Genomic DNA, 25,638 nt, shown 5'->3' with positions numbered 1-25,638 from the left:
AATGATGGGAAGTCAAGTTGCTGCTTTGCCTGCCAGATAATTATTATTTGCCGTGGCAGTTTTTATATTTTTTGCCGCTTCCGCATGGGCACGGATCGTTGCGGCCGATATTGACCGAGCGGCGCACCGGCTTCTTCGTCACTTTCTCGCCGTCCTCTTTCGGGTTGACGGCCTGCCCTTTCGCTACTTCCTCACGCTCGAGGTTGTTGCGGATTTCAGCCTTCATGACATATTTCGCGGCATCATTTTCGATTGCCGTCACCATTTCCTCGAACATCGCAAAGCCTTCCGATTGATACGCACGAAGCGGATCTGTCTGGCCATATGCACGTAAATGAATACCGTGGCGCAATTGGTCCATCGCGTCAATATGATCCGTCCATTTCGAATCGATCGCCCGCAGAAGGACGACCTTTTCAAACTCGCGCATGCGGTCTTCGGACATTTCGGCTTCCTTCTCATTATATCGTTCAATGACCGCATCGTGAATCATTGATTTCAATTCTTCTTCGGTTTTTCCTTCCATATCCGCGACAGTCAACCGGCCTTCAGGAAGTAGGTTTGCACCAAGGAAATCTTCCAAACCTTTCAATTTCCACTCGGAATCTTTATCTTCAGGTGCATGCATCGCAATGACCCGGTCGATGACACTCTCCAGCATTCCTTCGAGAACTTCACGGATATTTTCGGACGCAAGTACTTCATTACGTTCCTTGTAGATGATTTCACGCTGTTGACGGAGCACATCATCGTATTGCAGCAAACGTTTCCGGGAATCAAAGTTATTCCCCTCGACCCGTTTCTGCGCAGATTCAACGGAACGAGACACCATTTTCGATTGGATCGGCGTCGTATCGTCCATGCCGAGCTTCGTCATCATGCCTTTCATCTGCTCGGAACCGAACCGGCGCATCAGCTCGTCCTCAAGTGACAGGTAGAATTGTGTCACACCTGGATCCCCTTGACGGCCTGAACGTCCGCGCAGCTGGTTGTCGATACGGCGTGACTCATGCCTCTCCGTACCGATGACCGCAAGTCCGCCGACATCTTGTACGCCTTCTCCAAGCTTGATGTCCGTACCACGTCCCGCCATGTTTGTCGCTATCGTCACCGCGCCTTTTTGCCCGGCTTCCAAAATGATTTCGGCTTCACGGCCATGGTTTTTCGCATTCAATACATTATGCGGTATACCATATTTCTTCAAGTAATTCGAGATGATTTCAGACGTTTCAATCGCCACCGTACCGACTAGCACTGGCTGCCCTTTCAGATGGCGTTCTTTAATGTCTTCGGCAACCGCTTTATATTTTCCATCCAACGATGCGTAGATCAGATCCGGACGGTCGTCCCGTGCAATCGGGCGATTCGTCGGGATGGCGATGACATTCATGTTGTATATATTACGGAACTCTTCCTCTTCCGTCTTCGCAGTACCTGTCATCCCGGACAGCTTGTCATACATCCGGAAGAAGTTCTGGAACGTGATCGTTGCAAGCGTCATCGTTTCGTTCTGGACTTCCAAGCCTTCCTTCGCCTCGATCGCCTGATGCAAGCCATCGCTGTAACGGCGGCCACTCATCAAACGGCCCGTGAATGAATCGACGATGACGACTTCGCCTTCTTGTACCACATAGTCGATGTCGATATGCATGCTCGCATGCGCCTTCAACGATTGGTTGATGGCATGGTTCAACGTGACATGCTTCAAATCGAATAAGTTCTCGATGCTGAACGCCTTCTCAGCTTTTTCAATACCCGCTTCTGTCAAAACGACACCTTTTGTTGATTCGTCGTACGAATAATCCTCTTCCTTCTTCAACGTAATGACGAAACGGTTCGCCAAACGGTAAAGCTCCGCAGATTTCGCCGCTTGCCCTGAAATGATCAATGGCGTACGCGCTTCATCGATCAAAATCGAGTCGACCTCGTCAATGACCGCATAATGAAGAGGACGCTGCACTTTATGCTCGTCGTACAACACCATATTGTCGCGCAAATAGTCAAACCCGAGCTCATTGTTCGTCGTATACGTGATGTCCGCGGCATACGCCTCTCGCTTTTCCTCTTTCGACAGGCTGTTCAAGTTCAAACCGACCGTCATTCCAAGGAACTCGAATAGCTCGCCCATCTCAGTCGCGTCACGGCTTGCGAGGTATTCGTTCACCGTTACGACATGGACGCCTTTGCCGTCAAGCGCATTCAAATAAACCGAGAGCGTTGACGTCAACGTCTTCCCTTCACCGGTCTTCATCTCCGCGATATTCCCTTCGTTCAAGGCAGCCGCACCCATGATTTGCACACGGAACGGATACATGCCAAGCACGCGTCTTGAAGCTTCACGGACGACCGCGAACGCTTCCGGCTGAATGTCTTCAATCGACTCGCCGTTCGCAACCCGCTCCTGAAATTCAGCCGTTTTCGCTTTCAGTTGCTCATCGGAAAGCTGTTCCATTTCAGTTGCATGTTCTTCTACTCTATCTGCAATCTTTTCTAGACGTTTCAAATCTCTTTTATTCGGATCAAACATTTTATTCAATACGCCAAGCATTTAGGTCACATCCTCATTAAGTTCACCCTTCATTTTAACACTCTGAAAAGCGCCGTGCAAATAGTCTGGGTAATTTAGAACGTATTTTTTTATTAAGTACAGTTGATTTCCGCTACAGGCGGACGCTTTCCGCCGGCATGGCCTCAGCCGCTTCCCTCGCTTCGCTCAGTCCAGGGTCTTCGGCTCATGCTATTCCGGCAGGAGTCGCCGCCTTTCGCTTCACTCAACATAGCTTACAGATAATCTATAATCGATAAAAAACCCCCGGATTTCTCCGGGGGCGGTGCATATACATTTAGTTGGTTTCAATCAAACCGTATCTTCCGTCTTTACGCTTATACACGATGTGTGTACCGTCGGAATCGGCGTCTGTGAAAATGAAGAAGCTGTGGCCAAGCATGTTCATTTGAAGGATGGCTTCTTCTTGGTCCATCGGTTTCAAATCGAATTGCTTTGTTCGAACGACTTCGAAATCAGATTCGTCGTTTGACTGCTCTTCATTGTTGCTTCTTTCCTTCTCAACGGATTGGAGGAAGGCTGCGACGCCTTCGCGTTCGCGGAATTTGCGGTTCACTCTTGTTTTATATTTCCTAATTTGACGCTCGAGCTTATCGACGATCAAATCGATTGCCGCGTACATATCGTCATGGCGTTCTTCCGCCCGAAGAGTCAAATTCTTCATCGGAATTGTAATTTCCACTTTTGTCTGTTTGTCGTTATACACTTTCAGGTTTACATGGGCTGTTGCATTTGCGCCCTCAGTGAAGTATCTTTCGAGTTTCAGTACTTTCTTCTCGACGTACTCACGAATTGCCGGAGTTACCTCAAGGTTTTCCCCTCGGATGTTAAAGTCTAGCATATGAACTCCTCCTTTAATTAACCGTTACTGTATACTTCTACATCTATATTCTAATCTCCTTCTTTTATTCGAAGGAAAATTAAAATCTTGTCGAAATGTGACGGATTCATCACGTTGGAGTTTCTCGGTTTTTCTGCCAGTTCAACTGGTTACTTGTCTATTCCCTATATTCAGTATACCAAATCTGGGAACAATTATCGAACTTCAACCAAGTCTTTCGTCCGTCTCATTGTTCCGTCCAGCGTTCTGACGATTCGTTCGTTATCTGCGACAGTCGCGTGTACGGTTGCATTCACCTCTTCAACAGAGGCGCTAGATTGCGCCAAGAGATCCGCGAATGCGACCGTCATTTCACCTATACCTGAAGTCTCATCCGCAATGACTTTCATTTTAGAATTAAACAGTTCAAACCTTCGATGGAGTCCATCCAACGTCTGGTGCATCAATTCGATTTTCTTCTCTGCCTGAACGGTCATCGCGCCTTGCGACTTCAATTTTCCGGTGCTTGCCGCCAAATTTTCCTGCGATTGGCCGTTCATCGTATTGACATCATTCAAGTTGCCATTGATTTTCGTCAACGTCTCAGCAGTCATATTGGCTAGCTTCCTTATTTCTTCTGCAACGACTGCAAACCCTTTTCCGTGATCTCCGGCGCGCGCTGCCTCGATTGATGCATTCAATGCTAATAGATTCGTCTGCCCGGTGATTGTTTCAATAGATTTGGCAAGTGCATTGGTTTGTTCGATGTTTTGAGTGAGTGTCCCGAATGAACCATTCAATTCATTCAACAGCTGCTCGACCTCTTCCATGCCGGTCCGCACATTGCGCATCATGTCTACAATTTCATTGGACTCTCTACGCAACTCCGAGGCTTCTGCAACCATCGAATGCGTCTCGTCTTGCATTTCCAGCACATCGGTTTGGGTCCGTTCTGCATTTTGTGCAATTCTGCCGATCTGCTCGGCTTCCTGTTCCACACCCGCAGCAAGAGTGTTCATAATGCCGAGTAATTCCTGCTGGGAAGCGAGATGCTGCTCTGCTGTCGTGCCGATTGTCATGAGATCTTCAGCAACTTGCTCAACGTTTTCATTCAAGCTGCGGTGCTTCCGTTCCTCTTCCAGTGCCAGCTCCGACTGCTCCGCCGTGAATTGATTCACACGCGCCTCCAGCTTCTTCGTCTGTCTAATTTGGATCAGCAACCCGACAGCCATGAGGATGAGCGGTAGGACCATACTCCCTTTACTTGACGCAATCTGTTCCTGATAGGGGTACTTCGTCAAAAACACGGCCAGTACGAGCATGGACATGACGAAACCGAAAGACATAATCCGCATCGAAACGTGTACACTAGCGATTCCTGCAATGAAGAATGCAATGCCTGCAGTCGCAATGGACGGATCCCCAATTATTCCATTAAAAAGGGCGGCAGCTGCTGATATTCCGATGATGACCCACGGAAACAGCTTTTCAAAAAACGTGAATTTCCTTGATAAGAGATAAAGGATGATCGACGTCGTCATAGGGATCGTCATACTGATCGTCTTCAACGCATCCTGTCCGGTCAAAAAATAATAGATGGCACCGATCAGGCTAGACGCACCGAGTGTAATGAATAATATGAAGTTCTTCTTCGCAAATTGCTCCTGCATTAATTTATCCACATGTTCTGCTCCCATTTCCATTCCCCCTTGCCCGTGCTGTTAATCTCCTGCCTATGTATTCAATGTATCACGAATAGTCAAATAGTTCCATATAAAATAATAGCCCGGAAGAACTCCGGGCACCTTATTTCTATTGCTTCAAACGGATCGCTTCTTCATGCGTCTTTTGAATGTACGAAGCCATCATGCGCTGTTCATCAACGGATTCAGTCAACGTAGCATTCAATTCTTCAATCGCCGCAGTGCTCTGTTGAACGATGGAAGCGAAATCCATCGTTCGGTGCTGTATCCGTTCGCTATTTTGCGAAATCGTTTGAAACTCATCTATGAATGTAGTCAGATTGGCTTTCAACGCATCCATTGCATTGTAAAGGGAATTGAAAGAATGCATCGACTCTTCCGCAACCGTCGACTGGACAGTCAATTGTCCAAGTCCCTCCTCCATTTTTGTGACTGCCAATTCGTTGTATTCGTTCACGTCATGCAAGTTCTGATTAATTTTATGGAGTGTTTGGTCCGTCATGCCCGCAAGCTTCCGGATTTCCTCGGCAACAACCGCAAATCCTTTGCCGAATTCCCCTGCACGGGCTGCCTCGATCGAAGCATTCAGCGCCAATAAATTCGTCTGATTTGTAATTTCTTGAATGGACGTCGCAAATTCATTCGTCTCCGTAATCTTAGCTGATAATCCTCGGAAGGTTTCATTGAGATCCTTGAAAGAATCTGAAAATAAATCCATATTCGTTTTCAATTCGGACATGTTCGCAGCACCTGTTTCCGCCTGCTCACCAGCTTTTTCAGACTGGCTGACGATGTTTTCAAGACCGATTGATACGCTGCCGACCACATCATTCGTCCGCTCCGTCTCTTCGGCGATGTCCGAAATGTGATCAGCCTGATGCTGACTGCCAGCGCTCACTTCATTTACTGCCAAAAGCATTTCACGCTGGGAGGCTGCAGATGTTTCAGAACTGGTACGGAGCTGTGCAAGATATTCCGTAATCGTCTCGACTGCTTGTTCCATATTATTTTTCAATCGCTCTTCTTCTTGAACTTTCGCTTGCGTCAACTCCATCAACTCTTCAACTTTTACAAACACCTTGCCATTCTGCCGGACAACTAAAAACAACACAATGCCAGCAAGGAAGAATAACAGCAACAGATTGTTTCCACTTGCTAAAGCAAGTTCCGGTTCAACGAAATTCAAATGATTCAATAGGAGTGCAATGAAGCCAAGCAATAATCCGAACCCCATGATCAGCATTTTGCCATGGATTGCGGACAGAGCTAAAATGAGCACGATAATTCCGATTGACCCTAAATTTGCTTCTGAGAAATAAATGACACCGAGCGCTACCGAGAAATTCATTAAGAGCAATACATAAGGAACGAAAGAGGCAAGCCTGTCCCATTTCAAACTCGAAAAGTAAAAGAGAAGCGCCAGTGTAAATGGTATGGCGACCGATAGGATGATGGCTGGTGGTGATTGTTGAATGAGCTGCGCAATCAACCCTAGACCTCCCGCAATCCCAAATCCTATGATCATAATACGATTCTTTTGTAGCCAATCTTGTTTTAACAATTGATTCATATTCATCAAAAAACCCCCGAACTAGAGTTAATATATGTATCTACCTAGTGAATGAGGAGTCATTCACACTAACGCGGAAAACACCAACCAGGAGGTACCTGATTGGCTTATTGCTTTGTATCGTAGAACGTTCCATCCCGTGCCACCTTACCATACGGATTGACGTAGCTTTTGACATGTTCTTTCTTGGATTGGGCGGAGGTGATGTCAGAACGGATCAATTTCATATAAGAGGCCAGAGCTGAGGCCACTAGTTTTTCAAGTGCGACAAGCTCCTTGCCCAACTCTTCTTCTTCTGGTGTAAAAGGAGCAGCAATTTCTGTCTGCAAGGAGTCTCTTTCATCAAGCAGTCCGTTGATTTCATCGATGACAGTATCACGTTGCTCTTCATCGGTTCGGCTTGTCGCGGACAGAAGTTGCTGCGCCGTTTCCTGCCACCGGATCATCGCAGGCCGGATCATATTTCGTCCGTGTTCGCGTACTGCTTCGTGCGATTAATTTGAATCACTTGTTTCCACGTATCGCGAAACTCCGTAATAATGCCGGCAGCTTCATCGTAGAGCGCGATGTCGTTTTTAATATTCCCTTCAATGAGGCGGTTGTTGACAAAGTCATAAAGCACCATCATATTTTCGGAAACCGGAACAGACATGTCCAATGTGACCATTAGCTCGGACACGATCGCCTGTGCTTTTTGCGTTGCTGTATTTTTCTCTTCAATACTGCCTTGTTCCATTGCCTTTTTCGCCTGTTGAATGAATTTCAAGCATCCGTTGTAGAGCATGAGCGTCAATTCGCCAGGCGTCGATGTATTCACTGTGTTGTTCTGATACGTTGCATATGGATTGTTAATTGCCATAGATTTGCATATCTCCTTTTTTTGGACAGCGTCGTTAATCATTGCTATTGATTTCCGCTACTGGCGGACGCTTTCCGCTTCAATCAACAGAAATCGAAAAATATCAGTGAAGAAATCATTCTTCTATCCTACTATTACATTCCGCCGCCAAATGCGTTCATTAAGCTAGCGGATTGAGCGTTCGAACGTTGGATTGCGCGTTCCATTGCGGTGAACTGTTTCCAAAGACGGTCTTCGGTCATCCGCAAACGTTCTTCGAAACGTTCAATCTGCTTATTCATATCGTTCAAGTTTTTACCTAGTGTAAATGTGTCATTCACATCGCCGACTTTACCTGCACGTTTGGCGATTGCTTTTTGTGTATCGTCAACGATTGTTCGCAGTTGACGAGCAAGACCGTGTTCTGTTTTTTTTGCATCCTTGCCAGCATCAAATGAAAATAATTTATGCACATTGCTTGGATCTGACGCGATTGCTTCTTTTAATTTATCTTCATTAATAATCAACTTCCCGTGATCTAAATAGTTCTTGGATGTTGAAATACCAATACTGCTCAATGATTGTTGATCTATTGAACCCGAGAGTGCTGTTCGCATTTGAGTCAACATGCTAGAGATGTTAGAATCATTGCGCAATGTACCGCTCTTAGCCTTCTCTTCCCAGAGTTCAATTTCTTTATCTGACATTTCTTTTTTCTGTTCCGCAGAGAGTGGCTGGAAAGAACGATACTTCGGCTCGCGAATCTGTTTGTTCAAATCTTCGACAAGCTTATTGTAATCATCGATAAACTTTACAACACTTTCGAAGATTTTTTCTGTATCAGGTGAGGAACTAAAATTGATTTGTTTAGTTGCATCAGCTTGCTTTAAAGTAATTTCAAATCCGTTGATTTGGAATGTGTTGGAAGTACGTTCTGTCTCTAGACCATTGAAAGTAAACTTCGCATTTTGTCCAGTAGTTGTTTTTGCATCGGCTGTATTCAACTTCAAAAGACCGGCAACATCACCTTCTACTACGATGCCAGCAGAATTGGCATCTCCCTTAATCGCTCCGCTGTTTTTGGCAGTCATGGCGATTTGACCAGTAAACTCATCAAAAAATGCATTAACGCCTGTTTCGCTATTGATTTTTTTCAAAACAGCATCGATCGTATCATCTTCATTTACGCTAACTGTCTTTTGTTCAAGTATGCCTTCTTTATTTATCGCATTGATAATTAAATCCTTTTTCCCGGCAAAAGATGCATCTAAATCTTTCATCTTTGTGGAACCATTCGTAGCATCTTTGAGTTTTCCACCTTGCAAAGTAGCATTTTTCGCAAGCTGTTCAATATTTAAAGTCCCTGAAAATTCATTCGAAGATGAGACATTTTTTATATCTACATAGTCTGGCGCTGATACCGATACATTTTTCTGGTTGAAGTTTTTCGAGAGTATCATGTTATCAAAGATATTCTGACTAAAATCAACAAGATTCCTGTTCACACCACGATAATCATCCAACTGCCACTCCAAATATTGCTTCTTCTGTGTAATCTTATCCATTGGGAGGCGGTGGGCTTTCATCATGTCTTTGATGATCTGTTCCGTGTCCATCCCTGTTGCTAGTCCGCTAATTCGCATAAGTTAGGTACCTCCTCAAATTTTCCGGTCGATGAGCAATCCGACAAACTCCTTCATAGCTGCGTAGACATCCATCAGTTTTTTCGAAGGAATCTCTCGGACCACCTCGTCTGTTTTCGAGTCGACGATTGTCACGTAGTATTCCTTTAATTCGTCGTGCAGTTTAAATCGTAATTGGGTGTTCACGCTTTCCAGGAACTTATTCATACTATCGGTCATCTGCTGCGCTTTTTCAACGGGCAGTTGACGTTCTTCCCTTGTTTGTTCTTGGTTTTGTACTGAAACGGCCTGTACTTCCGCCACCACGACTCCCCTGTCCGGTGCTGCGCTTTCCACTTTTGCGCTCAATTGCTGCGTGCCGTTCGCTCCTCCAATGCGTCCAACCATATTCCCAGCCTCCCTGATATCGAAAATCCCATTGTTGCTTATATCGGCTGATACGCGTGATAGTTGAGTGGATTCGGTAAAAATATCCGTATAATTGGAAATGAAAAATGGCGGCAACCCGTAGGCCGCTCGCCATTACTATAGCTCATTGGTCAATACGTCCTGAATCACATGATTCGTCAAGTTCGGAACAATCTCCAATGAATAAGTCATTTCCATCCGCTCAAGTTTCTTATGGCCATCAATTCCGTATGGACCTATGTTGATGACTGGAATATTCAACTCGTGCACATCTTCATATGCGACATATAGTTTCTTGCCCCATGATGGCGTATTTTCCACCATATATTCGATATCATCCATATCATCACTCATGGCAATGAAACTCATATCTGAAATATGCGGGAAGAAGTTTTTTGCAACTATCGGATGGTCATAATCCGGCTGTACCGCATTAATTGCATTATCCAGTGCCTGCAATAGTCTTTGTTCATCTTCCGTATTCCCTGTCAGTGCAACGCGCGGTGAGTACAATGATGAATAAAAGATGATGATAGCTGGACTTTTATCCGGAATGAATTTCCAAGATTCTTCGACAACACGGGCAGCAAACATCCGAGTATCAAGCGTTTCATCTTGTACTAATTCCTCTTTGAACTCTTTCATGTGATTTTCATATTTTTCGCCATGCGCCTTTGTTAACATGTCTTGCATTTCACTATACGTAAACACTCTTGGCTCCCAAGGAAGCGAACGAGTTGGCTGGCCACTCATCCTGCAATAGGTACGATAACGTTCTTCAAATGACTGTAAGGCATTCGTAAAAGCGATAGTTGCTTGGTCTTTCAATAAATCAAGTACCTTTTCCGGAGACCAGGAGTGGACGAAGAAATTATAGTACACATACGCAGATAGCGCTGTTTGGACTGTATAAGACGGTTTTAAATCAGTTTGTTTCAATGAAACCGGCGGGATTGTTGTTTCTCCTAAAGCCGTGTCACTCAGATCTGGATTGTAGTTAATTTGCTTCGTTAATTCAGCAGCGATGAAATTCGGGTCCAGTCCATCAAAAGCTGATCCGACATGGGTTTCTTCACCTGTAATGAAAAAGGAAGGCAACAACTTGCCGACAGTGCCTTTATATACATAACGAGCTTCATCACCTTCATATGCCGGAGCGACAAAATCGCTATTAATGGCTGCTACATACTCAAATGCGTACTCTTTTTTCCACTTCTTCAATGTTTTTAGTGCAGACAATATACCGTGAGAACTATCCTCTTCATCACATTCAGCGATAAAAACGAGGTTGCCTTCGAGCAGCTCAGGATGTTCTGCATAATAGGTCAGCAAATACATATTGCTCGCAAGACCGCTTTTCATGTCAAGAACCCCTCGGCCGAAAAGCCAATCGCCTGATTCCAACTGCATCTGTGCTTGTTCCGGTATGTTTTCGTTTTGTAGGTAGTCCATCCAATCATCAGGTAAAAAAGCCAAATTACGCTGTTTGCTGAAATCATCAACTCCGACCGTATCGAGATGCCCCATTAAAACGACTGTGCGATTGCTTTCTCCCTTTGTTCCTTTCACGAACGCCAAGACGTTATATCGTTCTCTATCGTCTTTGGTCGTTTGTTCCATGACGAGTTGGGAACGGTTTTCCGAAAAGTATGGATGCTCACCCAAATACTCGTAAATGAATTTGGCAATGTCCTGTTCTCCATCCGTATTAACAATACTTTCAATGCCTACAAGCTTCTTTGTAAGCGACAATATTTCATTGCGACAATGAAGCTTTTCCCCATCCATCTTAATCATCCAACATTCCCCCGGTCCGTGACTTCACTATATTTTTAGATAATATATAAGTTTAAGATAGTTGTTAGTTCCATGGTAACAAATAAAATAGGTGTCTCCAAGCCACAGACCGGCTTACGAGGCACCTATTCGTTCATTAACATTTTGCACAGGCTTCCATTATCGATCTTCCCGACATGGGTTTTTGGCAGCTCCGGCAGGACGATGATTTTTTTCGGAACTTTGTAGGACGCCAATGAAGTTTTACAATGTGCAATCAGTGTTTCCTGATCAAATCTATTTTCTTCATCAATTGATACAAAAGCGACGACCGTTTCTCCCCACACTTCATCCGCCAACCCAACGACCGCCGCTTCTCGGATTCCATTATACGTGATAAGACATTGTTCGACTTCTTGCGGATAAACATTTTCTCCGCCCGTAATAATCATGTCTTTTTTTCTACCTACGATGAATGCGTCCCCATCGTCGTCGATTTTAGCAAGATCACCCGTCCGAAGCCATCCGTCCTTCATGACTTCCTCTGTTTCTCGCTTTTTATTCCAATAGCCGGAAAACAGATGCGGACCTTTTAACAATAATTCACCGATTTCCCCATTCACACATAGCTTCCCTTTTTCGTCCAGCACTTGTATTTCATTAAACAGCATGCTTTTCCCGACTGATCCGATCTTGCGCACTGCATCTTCCGGGCGTATGAAAAAATTATTCGGTCCCGCCTCCGTCAACCCGTATCCTTCCTTGAACCGCAAACCTTTCCGGTGGAATGATTGATAGATCGTCTTCGGACAAGGCGCACCGCCTGATAAGAATACATTCATCGACGGGAAGTCTGATTGATGGAAATAGGGTGTCTGAATCATCATCTGGTACATCGTCGGAACAAATAAAGAAATCGTCGCTTCATATTGATCCGTTGCCAATAATGCTTCTTCCGGCTTGAATTGATGTCCAATGACGACAGTCCCGCCCGCCATCAGCAATGGGATGCATAATGCATTTAATCCCCCCGTATGGAAAAGCGGCATATAATTGATCGTCTTGTCGCGATCCGACAATCCCCAGCTCGTGATCGTGTTAAGCGCATTCCAATTGACCGCTTCATAGGAAAGCATGACACCTTTCGGCAAACCGGTCGTACCGCCCGTGTAAATGATCATCCACGTATCGGAACGGTTGCCTTTTTCGGCCGGATGCCAATTTTCCGGGGTTAGCACCGTCCCGATGACTGACAGTGAACCCGTGTTTCTCACTTTCAATCCATCGATTCGATCTCCAAAATCATCATGGAATAAAAGCAATGCAGGCAAGCAATCATCTAGCAGCGACTGCAATTCCAATTGGCTCAGCCGCCAATTAAGCGGGACGTAAATTAACCCTTGCAGCTCGCACGCGAACAGGACGGCGAATAACTCCGGACTATTCGGCGAATAAACGGCGATACGATCTCCTCGCTCAAAGCCTTGTTCTTGGAAAAAGGAGGCCCAGCACATGATTCGATTTCTCAAATCCGTGTACGTCCAGCACGTTTCCGAGTGGACGTCGATCAATGCGGGCCGTTCCGCGGAGAGTGCGGCCCTTTTCATTATCCAGCCATGCTCATGGAACACGCGGAACCCCTCCTTCCCTTACATCATGATGCCGCCGTCAACATGCAAAACGTGTCCGTGGACGTAGTCCGATTCGGAGCTCGCCAAAAATAGATACGCGTTCGCAATATCCTCCGGTTTTCCGAGCCGTTGCAAGGAAACGACGGACGCCATCTGCTTAATGACGTTTTCCGGCATCTTTGCAACCATCGCTGTCGCCGTGAATCCTGGCGCCACCGCGTTGACATTAATCCCTTTCCGTCCAAGTTCCTTTGCCCACGTCTTTGTCATTCCGACGATTGCCGCTTTTGTCGCTGCGTAATTCGTCTGCCCGAAATTCCCATAGACGCCGCTGACGGAGGACGTATTGATGATCTTCCCGCCGCCCGTTTCGATCATGTGCGGTGCAACTGCTTGAGTACAGTTGAAGACGCCAGTCAAGTTGACGTCAAGTACACGTTGGAAATCCGCAGGATCCATTTTCAAGAGCGTCGCGTCTTTCGTGATGCCCGCGTTATTGATGAGCACATCGATTTTCCCATGCTGTTCAAGCGTCTGTTCCACTAATCGGTTGACGCTTTCACGATTGACGACATCGACTTGCATGAATGTGACGTCATGCCCTTTTTCCTTCAGCATTACCTCATGCTCTCTGCCTGCCGTCTCATCGAAATCCGCCATCATGACGGATGCTCCCTCTTCCGCAAACCGCTCACATGCAGCGAGGCCGATTCCGTTCGCTCCTCCAGTGATGATTGCTACTTTCCCCGATAGCCTCATGTTGTCATCCCCTTACTCCAGAAATGTTTCGATTCTTTTCGTCAGTTGTTCCAAATTATCGACCAGTGGTGAATGCCCCGTATCTTCGAGTGAAATGAATGTTGCATTGTCGCCGAGGTCTTCCATGATTTCCTCCTGCATCTGTGCTGTCACGACATAGTCGCGGTCGCCATGCAAGACGAGTACTGGAATGTCGATATCTTTCGCCTGGTCAGTCCCTTCGTTGACGCCATTATGATGTGGACTAATATTGAACGTGTTCAAAGAATGATAGACGTCCGCCAAATTCCGTTGCGTGAGCATATCGTCCACATACTCATCGTATTTCGCTACGTCAGGCTGGTTATGCGTGTAGATCAAAGCGTTCCAGACCGCCTTCAGTCCATCCCGGTTTTGATTGTCATACAGCCCTTGCATCGCAAGCGTCTTGCCGGCATCCTGCTCGACATCTTCGATTGTTTGGAGCCGATGTTCGAGATCAGGACTGCCATCCTCCTTCGTCCCGAAAAACGGATACCCGCGTGTCGATGCGGATGCGAGCAGCAGAAGCTTTTCGCATTTACCCGGATGATCCGCTACATATTGCATGCAGACCGCGCCGCCCGTCGACCAACCGACTAAGTGGAATTTTCCAAGTTCTAATGTCTCAATAAAACCCGCCAGGTCCTCCGAAAAGTCACGGATGCCCGTCACTCTTTCGTTGTACGTAGATTCCCCGAATCCCCGCAGATCCGGCGCATAAATCTTATACTTCGAATCTAGCTCGTCGATCAGAACGTCCCAATGCTTCGACGATGTCATATTCCCGTGGACGAGGACGACGACCTGCTCGCCGCCATCCCGCTCCCGGTAGGCAATCTGCTCACCGTTCGCCAAGGTCACTTTCTTCAGTCCTACTTTTTGAAACGCCATTTTCCTTCTCCCCCTCACTGTTTCCCCATTTCACCGTGATTGCCCCCCACGCGTACCCGATTCCTGCGCTGACGAGAACGGCGATATCTCCATCATTCAACTTATTTTCCGCTAGCGCAAGCTCTAATGACAAAATCTGGTCCATTTGCCCGATATGCCCGTATTCATGCAAATAAACCGATTGCTCTTCATTCAGCCCAAGCTCCCGCAGGACATACTCATGCGCGGATTTCTTCATATGCAAGATTGCTAAGTAATCGATGTCCTTTTCCGTAAATCCGCTTTTCTGCAATGAACTGCGGATGACCTTCAGGAAGTTTTCCATTGATTTCTGTTCGAGCCGTGCTTTCATGCCGATCGGATCGAGCACGTCAAGCCGGTACAACCCATTGTCTAAATCGCTTGCCGTGAGCGGTTTCTTCGTGCCGCCGACCGGTACGACAACATCCTCCGAAAACGATCCATCCGTAATGAGTTCCGCCTCGAGTACGATGTTTTCCATGTGGTCGCGCCGCAGGATCATCGCAGCTCCGCCCGCTGCCAAGTTGAACATGAAGCGGGTCCTTTCATTGCCATAATCGATAAAATCACCGTTCCGATAGCCGCCTGCAAGTAAAACCGTCTTAATTTCCGGATCAGCTGCCATAAGGCTTTTCGCAACTTTCATTGCCATAATTGTCGTTCCGCAGCGGAGCGCGACATCGAACGCCCATGCGTGATAGGCGCCGAGCTCCTCCTGCATCTTGATGGCGGCAGTCCACAACGGGTATTCCTTATGTTCTTCCCCGATATAGATGATGACGTCAATCTCCTTCGGGTCGACTTGCCCTTTTCGCAACGCCTCGCGAGCCGCCCATACGCCCATTGCGACGGTGTGATCGTGCTCCCCGGGAATCGGCTTTTCCGTTATCCCCATCTTCGTCTTCACAACGTCCACGGGCAATCCGGACCGTTCAGCGATTTCTGCAGCAGACATTTTCGTCAAAGGGATATACGTACCCGTACTGACGATTCCGACAGTCGTCATGAGACCTCCCCCTTCCCGACAGGCCGTGTTTTCGTTTTCCGCTTCCAAAGCTTTTCACGAATACTTCCGACGATGCCGCGCGGGAAGAAGATGACCGCCAGAATATAGACGATGCCGAAGAATATGATCCATCGTTCGAAAATCGGATAATCTTTCGCCAGTCCGGATAAATAATGCTGCGTCAATTCGATGACACCCGCACCGACAATCGGGCCGATCAACGTGCCGACGCCGCCGATGATCGTCATGAGCAATGCGTCAAGCGTAATATCCATCGTCAGCACGCTCGTGTTGACGAACCGTAACGATACCGCGTACAGCGAACCCGCCAAGCTAGCGATGACTCCCGCAACGACGGACGCGATCACTTTATAATGCAATGTATTAAAGCCGAGTGACCTTGTGCGCTGTTCATTCTCTCTCACCGCGACCAAAACTCGGCCGAATGGGGAGTTGACGAATCGCCGCAGCAGCAAGTAGACGAGCACAAGGCAGATGAGCGTAACGAAATAAAACATCATCCGGTCCTTGAAAAACTCGGGTGCCTTGAACGTAAATCCGTCATTTCCGTGCGTCACCGTCCGCCACTTTTCCGCGAGCACTAGAAACAGTCCCGAAACAGCCAATGTGAGCATTGCGAAGAAATGACTTTTCAGCCGCAATGTCAACAGGCCGATGAAAAAACTGATCAATGCCGCGAGCAGCATTCCGCAAACGATCGAGAGAAGGAAGACGCCGATTGTAGGCTCCATCCGCTTCAGGATAACGGCTGTCGTATACGCCCCCATCCCGAAGAACATCGCATGCCCGAACGACACGATGCCCGTATAGCCGAGCAAAATATCATAGCTCATCGCCAAAATCGAAAAGATGAAAATCTGTGTCAATAAAATCGTCCATGTCCTTGAATCCGACACAAACGGGAAAACGGCGAGCACAACAACAATGATTGCTAGAAACAGGTTGTTCCAGTGAAATTTGTTTTTCATGCCGTCACCCCTTTGCCGTAAAAAGCCCTTGCGGACGGAAAATTAATACGATAGCCATAAGCATCATATTGACCGCAAGTGATAGAGCAGGAACGTAGTACGCCATATAGCTTCCCGCGAGGCCGACCAGAATGGCGGCGAACAACGATCCCGGAAAGCTGCCCATTCCGCCGATGACAACGACGATGAACGCCAAAATCGCAAACTCAAAGCCCATTTCCGCATAGATGACTCCGGAATATGGCGCCATCAATACACCGCTCAATGCCGCAAGCGCTGACCCCGCCATGAAGACATACAGGAATACGCGTTTAATATTGATGCCGAGCGCTTGCACCATGTCTTTATCCATGACTCCCGCCCTGACGATCAAGCCGATTTTCGTCTTCAGGAGCATGTATTGGAAAACCCCGAATACGGCGAAGCCTACAATGATGATGAATAGCCGGTATTTAATGATAAGGACGTCCCCGAATTCCCAGCTTCCCGCCAAGTACGACGGTACTTTCGCAGCCATTTGATTCGGACCCCAAACGACTTTCAACAGCTCTGTCAGCACAAGCATGAAGCCGAGCGTAATGAGGATCTGTTGTACGTGATTGCCATAAACCGGCGTGATGATCAGCTTTTCAGTAATAAACCCGAGAATGATTCCCGTAATGATAGCGCCAAGAATGCCGATAAGGAAGCTTCCTGACAATGTATAGAACCAGACGCCCGAGTAAGCGCCCCACGCGAACAGTCCGCCATGCGCGAAATTCAGCACGCTCATCAGACCGAAAATGAGCGTCAATCCGGAAGCAAGAAGGAAGATGAGCATGCCCGTCGCCAAACCGTTCACCGTCAAATTGATGAGTAATTCCATCGTGCAGCCCCCTTCATCCGATTCCTAAGTATTTTCGTTTCACTTCTTCATTGTGGATCAGATCCTTCATCTCACCCGCATGAACCGTCTCCCCGTCATCGATGAGCGTATAACGGTCACCGATCCGGCTCGCCATCATGAAATTCTGTTCGACAAGCACAATCGTCGTACTTTTTTTCATCTCCGTAATCGCTTCCATCACCTTCTCGATGACGATCGGCGCGAGTCCCTTCGACGGCTCATCGATGAGGAGCAGCTTGCTGTCATTGACGAACGCCCGGGCCATCGCGAGCATCTGCTTCTGACCGCCAGAAAGATGCCCGCCGTCCTTCTTCCAAAACGTCTTTAAATCTGGGAACAGCTCCAGCACATAATCCTGTCGCGCAAATGCAGCTTCGTCTTCCTTCCGCATGGCGACTTTCATATTCTCCTCGACGGTCAAATCGCCGAAGATCCCCTGGTCTTCCGGGACATAGCCGATGCCGCCATTCGCAATCGTATACGTCGGCTTTTTCGTGATGTCCTGTCCATCGAAAAGGACTGCGCCTTTCGAAGCCGGGGTCAAACCCATAATCGTCTTCAACGTCGTCGTCTTCCCCGCCCCGTTGCGCCCGAGCAGCACGCTCACTTCCCCTTCTCGCGCTTCGAAGAAAACCCCTTGAAGGATATGGTACTGGCCGATATGCGTATGGATGTCCTCAACTTTCAGCAAGGTTTTCATCGTAAAGCCCTCCCAAATACGCATTTTGCACGGTTTCATTGTCCATGATTTCCTGCGGACTTCCATCCGCCAGCAGCTTGCCGTTGAAGAGCACCATGATGGAATCCGACAGGTCCAAAATCATATCCATCTTGTGTTCGATCAACAAAATCGTTTTCTCACCGGTCTGTTTGATCTTCCGGATGACGTCCAAAATCGCTGGCACTTCCTCGAGGGACATGCCTGCCGTCGGTTCATCGAGCAGCAACACTTCCGTATCGAGCGCTAGCAGCATCGCGATTTCGAGCTTCCGCTTCTCGCCATGGGATAATTGGCTAGCGATGGCATGTTCCTTTCCATCGAGCAGTACGAGGGCGATCAGTTTCTCCGCCTCTTCGATGAGCTGTTTATAATGAAGGAAGTGGCGGACCATTTGATATCGGATCTTTTCCTTCGATTGGACGGCCAGCCGGACATTTTCCAGCACGGTCAAATTCGGAAACACGTTCGTAATTTGGAATGAACGTCCGAGTCCCTTCCGCGTCCGGGCTACAGCCGATAAGGAAGCCATCGATTCCCCCTTGAAGAAGACGTCCCCTTCAGTCGGTTTCAGCTCGCCGCTGAGTAAGTTGAAAAATGTCGTTTTGCCTGCCCCATTCGGCCCGATGATCGACTTCAAGTGCCGTGGCGGCATTTCAAAATTCACATGCGATACGGCCGTATGCCCGCCGAATCGGATGGTCAGATTTTCTGTTCGTATGATCGGTTCCAATCGTTCTCCCCCTTCCCCGTCCTTCTCGATCGGATAGATGTTTCCATCCGATTGAGAAGGACAGCGATATCACTGTCCTACTGTATTTTATTGCCGTCGGTGATCAGTTTTTGATCGGCGGCTCGGTTTCATCAGCCGAAAGCTCTCTGATAAGAACTGGAACCGGATACGGGACGCCATCCTGTTTTTCGAGCTTGATGGAATAAAGCGTCTGCAATGCTTGGTGATCTTCTGAACGGAAAGTCATCGTTCCTTTCGGTGTTTCGAAAGACATTCCTTCCATGACTTTTATTAGTTCGTTGCCATCCGCATTGCCATTCGACTTCGTTAATGCTTCGACGATTGCGATTGCTGCGGACATGCCTCCCGGTGTGAATAAATCCGGAACTTCGCCGTTATAGCGAGCCTTATGTTCCTTCACGAGCCAATCATTCACTTCGTTATTAGGAAGCGTGTGATAGTAGACGGAGAACCCTTCCATGCCGACAAGCGGCTCCATGATGGAAAGTGCCGGGATATCCGGGGCACCTGTCGAGATCTTGATGCCTTTCTCCTGCATCTTCAAATCGGCGATCTGGTTCCAAGGCGAGTTTGCACCAGCCCAGACGACAAACATATAATCCGGTTTCGCTTCAATGATCTTCTGCAAATTGGATGTAAAATCCGTTGCTGCAGGATCCGCGAATTCTTCGATGATGACTTCAGCACCGAGATCTTCAGCCGCCTTCTTGAACGCCGCTACACCATCCCAGCCGAATGAATAATCCGGTGCGAATGTCGCGATTTTCACACCAGGACCTGCGATTGCTGCAGCTCCCGCGACGGCATCCTGTGATGAGTTACGCCCCGTCCGGAAAATGTATGGATTGAATTCGGAACCTGTGATACTATCCGCAACAGCCGGCTCGACAATCATGATTTTTTCGTACTCTTCCGCTAAAGGAAGGACTGCGAGCGTGTCACCTGAACTGGAGGAACCGACGAGGAAATCAACTTCGTCCTCTTCAAGAAGCTTCGTCGCTTTTTGGACGGCGACTTCCGGCTTTGTTTCCGTATCTTCGTAAACGACTTCGATTTTCTTTCCTGCGACTTCCATCGTGCCGCCCGTCGCATATTCAAGACCAAGCTCGAAGCCTTGCTTTGTCTGCTTGCCGTATGACTCAAGCGCACCGGTCAATGAGGCGAGGACGCCGATTTTGATCGTGCCTTGCTCTTCAGTTTTGTTATCTCCTGACACGGGTGTCGTTTTCGATGGTGTTTCTTTTTCCGTTGACGCTTCCCCTTCTTCCGATTTGCTGCAAGCTGCGCTGATGGCAAGCACCATTGCAAACAATAAGACCAACCACAATTTCTTCTTCATACTGCAACTCCTCTCTCCACTCGTTTTGTAAACGCTTTCTTCCTGTCTACTACTCTATTGGATGGGAGTTGCAAATGAGTTACAGAGGGGTATGGACCTTGATTAAGGAAGAATGGACCTTGCCGCGGGAAGATCGGGCCCTTGTTGAGAAGAATGGACCTTGACGTGAGGTAAATGGACCTTTGATTTAAAAGAATGGACCCTGAAGTACAAAGAATGGACCCCTGCAAGAGCGAAGGGTCCATTCTAGTCAAAACTTCTCTATACTTCATTCATAATCATCTTGTACATTTGCTCTGTCGTTTCCATCGGTTCAATGGAGAGCTCTTCTTGTAAAACGGATTTGCACTTCCGGTACCATTTGATCGATTGCGGGCGGTTTTGCAACTGATAGTGGGCGTACATGAGCAGACGGTATGCTTCCTCCCACGTCTGGTCGATCCGCAAAAGCTTCTCAGCCCACTCGATCGTTTTGCCATAGTCTTGCAATCTCGTATATGACTGGGCGAGGCGTTCGAGTGCTTGGATGTACAGCTGCTCGACACGTTCACGCTCTTGCGCAATCCAATCGACGGACAGCTTTTCCTCAAACAGTTTCCCTTTGTAGAGCGCGGCTGCTTTCAATAGGTGGTCGACCGCTCTTTCCGCAGTCTTTTCCGACAAGCCCGCTTCCACATGCTTTTTGAAACGTTCAAGATCCGTCTTGATATCCGCTTTCGGATTCAGCTGGTACATCGTCTGCTTTCGGAGAATGAAAAACGGGTTTTCCCGCGCACTGCGATTCGGCTCAATCACTTTCAGCAAAGCATTCAATGCCACTTTGAAATCCCGGTCGGCGCTCTTGTCATCGGCATCTTCCCATAGCGCCTGCATAATTTCCTCTTTCGGGACGTATCGGTTTTTATTCAACAACAAATAAATGAAAATTTCCTTCGACTTATCGCGTTGCCACTTCCGGTCGGCCACTTCCTCAAGTCCAAGATGAATCGCGAACGGTCCTAATAATTGAACATCCATTTTATATCCGGGATGTGAAGCGGTATCCTCCAAACCAAGTAGGTGGATTGCGTGCTGAATGTCGGCGTTTTCTTTATGGAAACGGGCCGCCTTGAGTACTAAAGGATGAATGGACTGGCGGTCGAATGGGCCGAAGATTGTGTCGTTCGTCAAAAAGAAAGTGTAGTCTCGGCAAAGCGTGAAAAAACGTTCCGCATGCTCTGAATAATGCCGGTCCGCTTTCGTCCGGTCATACAAATTCATCGACCAAAACGCTGTCACCATTTCCCCGTACAAATCACCGCACTCCCCGAAAAGCCGCCCCGCCTCATTCAGATGCTGTTCCATATCCGTTTCGTTGTTCGCGTAAAAATGTACTATTGCTAGTCCGATATGAATCAATGCAGACAACCAGCCATCATTGACACGCTCCGTCTCCCGCAAGCCCGCTTCCCCGTACCGGATCGCTTCTGCAAAATCGCCTTGCCGTGCCGCCACGATAGACAAGCCCATATACGGCTCTGCATTACCGCGCGAAACGTTCAGCTCATCCATCCGCTCAATCGCCCGGATATAATGATCTTTCGCAATCGCCGCATCGCCCCGATCGGCTATAATTTTCGCATGCCCCATACGAATAAGCCCGACTGCTTCGATAAAGCCTGATTTCTCCTTCCGACCAAGCTGTATCCCCCTCGCAGCACTCTCCAAAGCAAGTTCATTCTCGCCGGTCATCGAGTAGATCAAGGATAGGAGGATATCCGTTTCCCGGTGTGCATCGGGCAGCGTCAAACTGTCCACCCGTTCCGACAAGTACGCCTGCGCCTCCCGTAACTTTCCCGTCCGCAACGCAATCCTCGCATCCAAATTCCCTTCCCTCAGGATGCTTTTATCATGAATCTCCTGCTCCACCCACTTTGCAGCATCCGATGCCTTCCCCAGGTTGACTAGATTTTCCGCGAATTGCCGTTTCAACAATTCCATTTCCAATACGCTCGTCCTATCGCTCTTCTCGGCGAAAAGGATTGCGTTCATTAAATACGGATCTGCCAATCCAGGTTGGATCGTATCAAGATAAATGTTTGCGATGCCGGCATGTGCACGCCCCGCAAAATAATCGTCCCCCCGTTTTTCGGCCGCTTCGATGCATGCCGAATATGCCACTCGTGCTTTCTCATAAAAAGCACGGTACCGATGCGCCTCCCCTTCGAAGAAATAGAGAGGGTAGAACTGTGCGAAAACGTCCGGCGACAAGCTTTTGATGATTTCAAGCAGCCACTCGAACTGGCCGGCTTTAATCAGGGCAACGCCGTTGTCGACGATAATTTGTCCGATGAAAGACGCGTCCATGCTTTTCACGGCATGGGAAATCGCTTCAATCGGGTTTGATTGCCGAAGATAAAATTCCGCCGCCTGTTTTTGGGTTGAATAAAACTGGTCGGAATTGACCGCTTGCCATTTCCGTTCCAAAAATTGTTGGAACAGCGCGTGATACCGGTATGTCCCTTCCCCAAGCGATTGGATGAACACATGGCGTTCCGCTAGCTGCCGTAGTGTGCTTGCCGCTGCATTCCCATAAAAACTATCGACTATCTCCAACGAAAACGTTGGAAAAATCGAAAAGGCCAGCAACCATTCCTTTTCTTCTTCACCCATCCGATTGAAAACTTCCTCGGAAAGATAGGCAAACAAGTCATGCAATGCGGGTTTCATTGCGGTCGGTAAATGGGCTTCACCACCGGCGAGATGGAGTGCGAGCAGATTGACGGCAATCGCCCATCCTTCCGTCAACCGGATGACAGAAGCTGCCTCTGCATCGGTAAGTGTTTGATCAAAATAATCCTCATAAAAGACGGCGACTTCCTCTTCCGAAAACAGAAAGTCCTCTTCCGACAGTTCGTTTAGCTGTCCTGTAACTTTCAACTTTACGAGGCTCGCCCAACGCGGACGGTTCCTCGTTGCGACAATTAGGCGGGTGTTGGGAGGTAATGAATCAATTATCTTTTCAACAAGATAATTCACTAAAAATACATGGTCGACGTGATGGAAATCGTCGATGACAATGAAGAGAGGTGTATCGATTTCACAAAGCTCATTGATGAAAAGGGCGAGCCATCGTTCAAGATCCAATTCCTTTGGATGCAAATTCGGCCTGTCCCATTCGGATAACGATGCACCGAACTCCGGCACGACACGGCGAATGCTTTGCGTCAGATAGGTGATGAACGGATAGACGTCGTCGTCTTCCCCTGTCACCGAATACCAGCTATATACAGCTTTTGTGTCATGGAAATACGCAGAAAGCCCCGAACTCTTCCCATACCCCGCCCCGCTATGCATCAACGTCAGCTTCACCCGGTCCGCCATTTTCAGCTTTTTGACGAACGAAGCTCTCCGCATATACGTGGCGGACGGCGTCGGCGGCATCAGCTTGGATAGTAAAATGGGCTTTGTCTTCATCGATTCTCACCTACCCCGGCGTCTCTTTCTAACTATTTTATCACATGAAGGTTCTGAATTGGTTGACACTTGTAAAGAAAAATAAAAAACACCTCCTCTGTCGATTCGTTAGGTACCGAGAAGAAGGTGTGATTATGTTCTATAAAAGTTTTTTAATCAAGTGCCTGTTAATCCTCACCAAGCTACAATCGTTCCATCCGTCCTTGATTCTGTTCCGCCTGAAAGTACGCCTGTTTCCGGATCGCGCCAAATGATTTGTCCTCTGCCGAATGATCCGCTGTCTAATGTCGGTACGATCTGATGTCCCAATCGGGTGAGTGCCTGCGCGATATGGTTCGGGAAGTTCGGTTCAACATGAACTTTATTCCCCTCGATCCATTGCCAACGCGGCGCATCGAGCGTCGCTTGCGGATTCAGATGATAATCGACCGTGTTGACGATGACCTGGAAATGTCCTTGCGGCTGCATGAACCCGCCCATGATGCCGAATGGCCCTACCGCTTGTCCGTCCTTCGTCAGGAATCCCGGGATGATCGTGTTATAGGAACGTTTGCCTGGCTTCAATACGTTCGGATGTGCCGGATCCAGTGAAAAATCCATGCCGCGGTTTTGAAGCGTAATGCCTGTCCCCGGCACGACAACACCGGATCCGAAGCCCATATAATTCGATTGGATGAATGAAACCATATTCCCCTCTTCATCCGCAGTCGCCAAATAGATTGTTCCGCTTCTCGGCAATTCGTACGGCTCAGGAACTGATGCCCGTTCTGTAATTGTAGCAGCCCGCTTCTTCGCATATTCCTTCGACAGCAAGTGCTCGATGTCGATCGGCATATCCTTTTCTTCAGTGATGAATGCTTTTCCATCGGTAAACGCCAGCTTCATCGCCTCGATCTGTTCGTGCAGCGACTCTACGTCGTTTAGTACCGCTGGATTCATTTCCGAGAAGATATTGAGCGCCATTAGCGTCACGACGCCTTGCCCGTTCGGCGGAATTTCCCATACGTCATAGCCTTTGTAATTCGTTGAGATCGGGTCGACCCATTCCGCTTTATACTTTTCCAGGTCAGATTTACGGAGATAGCCATTGTTTTTCGCTACATGCGCATCAATCAAATCCGCAAGCTCTCCTCTGTAGAACGACTCCGCATTTGTTTCACCGATGGAACGCAACGTCTTCGCATGATCCGGCGACTTCCACATTTCCCCGATTTCAGGAGCTCGGCCATCCGGCGCGAACACTTTGAACCATTCGTCAAATTCAGCGGAATCATGCTCTACGAATTTCTTGTAAGCAATGCGCCAATATTTCCCTAAAACCGGCGTAAGTGGGTACCCTTCCTCCGCATAACGGATTGCCGGAGCAAGCGACTCAATCAAAGGCAGATTGCCAAATCGTTTCGATAGCTCTGCCCAAGCAGACGGAACCCCGGGCACCGTAATTGGCGCATAACCCATTGCAGGAATCTTTTCATGCCCCGCCTCTTTCATCGCCTCAAGCGTCAATGCTTCCGGCGCTGGCCCCGACGCATTCAAGCCGTAAAGCTTATCCTTCATCCACACAATCGCAAACGCATCGCCGCCCATTCCATTCGTCGTCGGCTCAACGACAGTAAGTGCAGCGGCAGTTGCAATAGCCGCATCCACCGCATTCCCGCCCTTCTGCATAACTTCAATTCCCGCTTGAGCCGCCAGCGGTTGCGACGTCGCCACCATCCCTTTCCGCGCGAATACAGTGTGCCGAGTCGTCGTGTAAGGATTGTATAAATAGTCCAATGGAATTCCCCCGTTTTTTCTTTTATTATACGACACTTTTAAACAAATGAATGAAAATTCCGGAAAA

Annotated in this window: 20 protein-coding genes; all 20 read right to left on the bottom strand. The window is 47.9% G+C overall.

Going from position 1 to position 25,638, the window contains the following annotated elements; translation table 11 throughout:
* Window positions 1–43: 43 nt before the first annotated feature.
* The 20 genes from secA to M3152_RS04110 all read right to left on the bottom strand — a co-directional run bounded on the left by secA (window position 44) and on the right by M3152_RS04110 (window position 25,571).
* On the bottom strand, window positions 44–2,548 hold the full coding sequence (secA, locus tag M3152_RS04205) for a preprotein translocase subunit SecA (RefSeq protein ID WP_251693943.1): 2,505 nt from the start codon (window positions 2,546–2,548) through the stop codon (window positions 44–46).
* A gap of 295 nt (window positions 2,549–2,843) precedes the next feature.
* Window positions 2,844–3,407, bottom strand: coding sequence for a ribosome hibernation-promoting factor, HPF/YfiA family (hpf, locus tag M3152_RS04200; protein ID WP_251693942.1), 564 nt, complete (start codon window positions 3,405–3,407; stop codon window positions 2,844–2,846).
* Window positions 3,408–3,601: 194 nt separating this feature from the next.
* Window positions 3,602–5,083 (bottom strand): methyl-accepting chemotaxis protein, encoded by a 1,482-nt coding sequence (locus tag M3152_RS04195; RefSeq protein WP_251693941.1) that lies wholly within the window; start codon window positions 5,081–5,083, stop codon window positions 3,602–3,604.
* A gap of 115 nt (window positions 5,084–5,198) precedes the next feature.
* Complete coding sequence (locus tag M3152_RS04190; RefSeq protein WP_251693940.1) at window positions 5,199–6,665, bottom strand: methyl-accepting chemotaxis protein; 1,467 nt, start codon at window positions 6,663–6,665, stop codon at window positions 5,199–5,201.
* Between the two features lie 101 nt (window positions 6,666–6,766).
* A complete protein-coding gene (locus M3152_RS04185; protein ID WP_251693939.1) occupies window positions 6,767–7,105 on the bottom strand; it encodes a hypothetical protein in 339 nt (112 codons plus the stop codon).
* An 11-nt stretch (window positions 7,106–7,116) separates the two neighbouring features.
* A complete protein-coding gene (gene fliS, locus M3152_RS04180) occupies window positions 7,117–7,518 on the bottom strand; it encodes a flagellar export chaperone FliS (RefSeq protein ID WP_251693938.1) in 402 nt (133 codons plus the stop codon).
* 134 nt (window positions 7,519–7,652) lie between these two features.
* The gene (locus tag M3152_RS04175) at window positions 7,653–9,140 is read right to left on the bottom strand and encodes a flagellar hook-associated protein 2 (RefSeq protein WP_251693937.1); all 1,488 of its coding nucleotides are present in this window, start codon (window positions 9,138–9,140) and stop codon (window positions 7,653–7,655) included.
* 15 nt (window positions 9,141–9,155) lie between these two features.
* Window positions 9,156–9,527: a flagellar protein FlaG gene (gene flaG / locus M3152_RS04170; protein ID WP_251693936.1), complete on the bottom strand. Its 372-nt coding sequence runs from the start codon at window positions 9,525–9,527 to the stop codon at window positions 9,156–9,158.
* Window positions 9,528–9,665: 138 nt separating this feature from the next.
* Window positions 9,666–11,345 carry a M20/M25/M40 family metallo-hydrolase gene (locus tag M3152_RS04165; RefSeq protein WP_251693935.1) on the bottom strand — a complete coding sequence of 560 codons (1,680 nt, stop codon included), beginning with the start codon at window positions 11,343–11,345 and terminating at the stop codon, window positions 9,666–9,668.
* 125 nt (window positions 11,346–11,470) lie between these two features.
* The gene (locus M3152_RS04160) at window positions 11,471–12,955 is read right to left on the bottom strand and encodes an AMP-binding protein (RefSeq protein WP_251693934.1); all 1,485 of its coding nucleotides are present in this window, start codon (window positions 12,953–12,955) and stop codon (window positions 11,471–11,473) included.
* A gap of 18 nt (window positions 12,956–12,973) precedes the next feature.
* Window positions 12,974–13,714 (bottom strand): 3-oxoacyl-ACP reductase FabG, encoded by a 741-nt coding sequence (gene fabG, locus M3152_RS04155; protein ID WP_251693933.1) that lies wholly within the window; start codon window positions 13,712–13,714, stop codon window positions 12,974–12,976.
* 12 nt (window positions 13,715–13,726) lie between these two features.
* Window positions 13,727–14,626 carry an intracellular short-chain-length polyhydroxyalkanoate depolymerase gene (gene phaZ, locus M3152_RS04150; protein WP_251693932.1) on the bottom strand — a complete coding sequence of 300 codons (900 nt, stop codon included), beginning with the start codon at window positions 14,624–14,626 and terminating at the stop codon, window positions 13,727–13,729.
* Window positions 14,577–15,653: a 3-oxoacyl-ACP synthase gene (locus tag M3152_RS04145; protein WP_251693931.1), complete on the bottom strand. Its 1,077-nt coding sequence runs from the start codon at window positions 15,651–15,653 to the stop codon at window positions 14,577–14,579. The genes phaZ and M3152_RS04145 overlap by 50 nt, the downstream gene beginning before the upstream one ends.
* The gene (locus M3152_RS04140) at window positions 15,650–16,642 is read right to left on the bottom strand and encodes a branched-chain amino acid ABC transporter permease (protein ID WP_251693930.1); all 993 of its coding nucleotides are present in this window, start codon (window positions 16,640–16,642) and stop codon (window positions 15,650–15,652) included. The genes M3152_RS04145 and M3152_RS04140 overlap by 4 nt, the downstream gene beginning before the upstream one ends.
* 4 nt (window positions 16,643–16,646) lie before the next feature.
* Window positions 16,647–17,507 carry a branched-chain amino acid ABC transporter permease gene (locus tag M3152_RS04135; protein WP_251693929.1) on the bottom strand — a complete coding sequence of 287 codons (861 nt, stop codon included), beginning with the start codon at window positions 17,505–17,507 and terminating at the stop codon, window positions 16,647–16,649.
* 13 nt (window positions 17,508–17,520) lie between these two features.
* Window positions 17,521–18,228, bottom strand: a complete 708-nt coding sequence (locus M3152_RS04130; protein WP_251693928.1) for an ABC transporter ATP-binding protein — start codon at window positions 18,226–18,228, stop codon at window positions 17,521–17,523.
* Window positions 18,206–18,979, bottom strand: a complete 774-nt coding sequence (locus M3152_RS04125) for an ABC transporter ATP-binding protein (protein WP_251693927.1) — start codon at window positions 18,977–18,979, stop codon at window positions 18,206–18,208. Before M3152_RS04125 ends, M3152_RS04130 begins: the two co-directional genes overlap by 23 nt.
* Before the next feature lie 103 nt (window positions 18,980–19,082).
* The gene (locus M3152_RS04120; RefSeq protein ID WP_251693926.1) at window positions 19,083–20,339 is read right to left on the bottom strand and encodes a substrate-binding domain-containing protein; all 1,257 of its coding nucleotides are present in this window, start codon (window positions 20,337–20,339) and stop codon (window positions 19,083–19,085) included.
* 261 nt (window positions 20,340–20,600) lie between these two features.
* On the bottom strand, window positions 20,601–23,795 hold the full coding sequence (locus M3152_RS04115) for a BTAD domain-containing putative transcriptional regulator (RefSeq protein ID WP_251693925.1): 3,195 nt from the start codon (window positions 23,793–23,795) through the stop codon (window positions 20,601–20,603).
* 174 nt (window positions 23,796–23,969) lie between these two features.
* Entirely contained in the window at window positions 23,970–25,571 is a 1,602-nt protein-coding gene (locus M3152_RS04110) for a gamma-glutamyltransferase family protein (RefSeq protein WP_251693924.1), read from the bottom strand.
* Window positions 25,572–25,638: the final 67 nt, after the last annotated feature.

Source organism: Sporosarcina luteola (assembly GCF_023715245.1).
Lineage (GTDB): Bacteria > Bacillota > Bacilli > Bacillales_A > Planococcaceae > Sporosarcina > Sporosarcina luteola_C.
The sequence above is the reverse complement of the archived record's forward strand: the minus strand, read 5'-3'. Positions and strand labels throughout refer to the sequence as shown.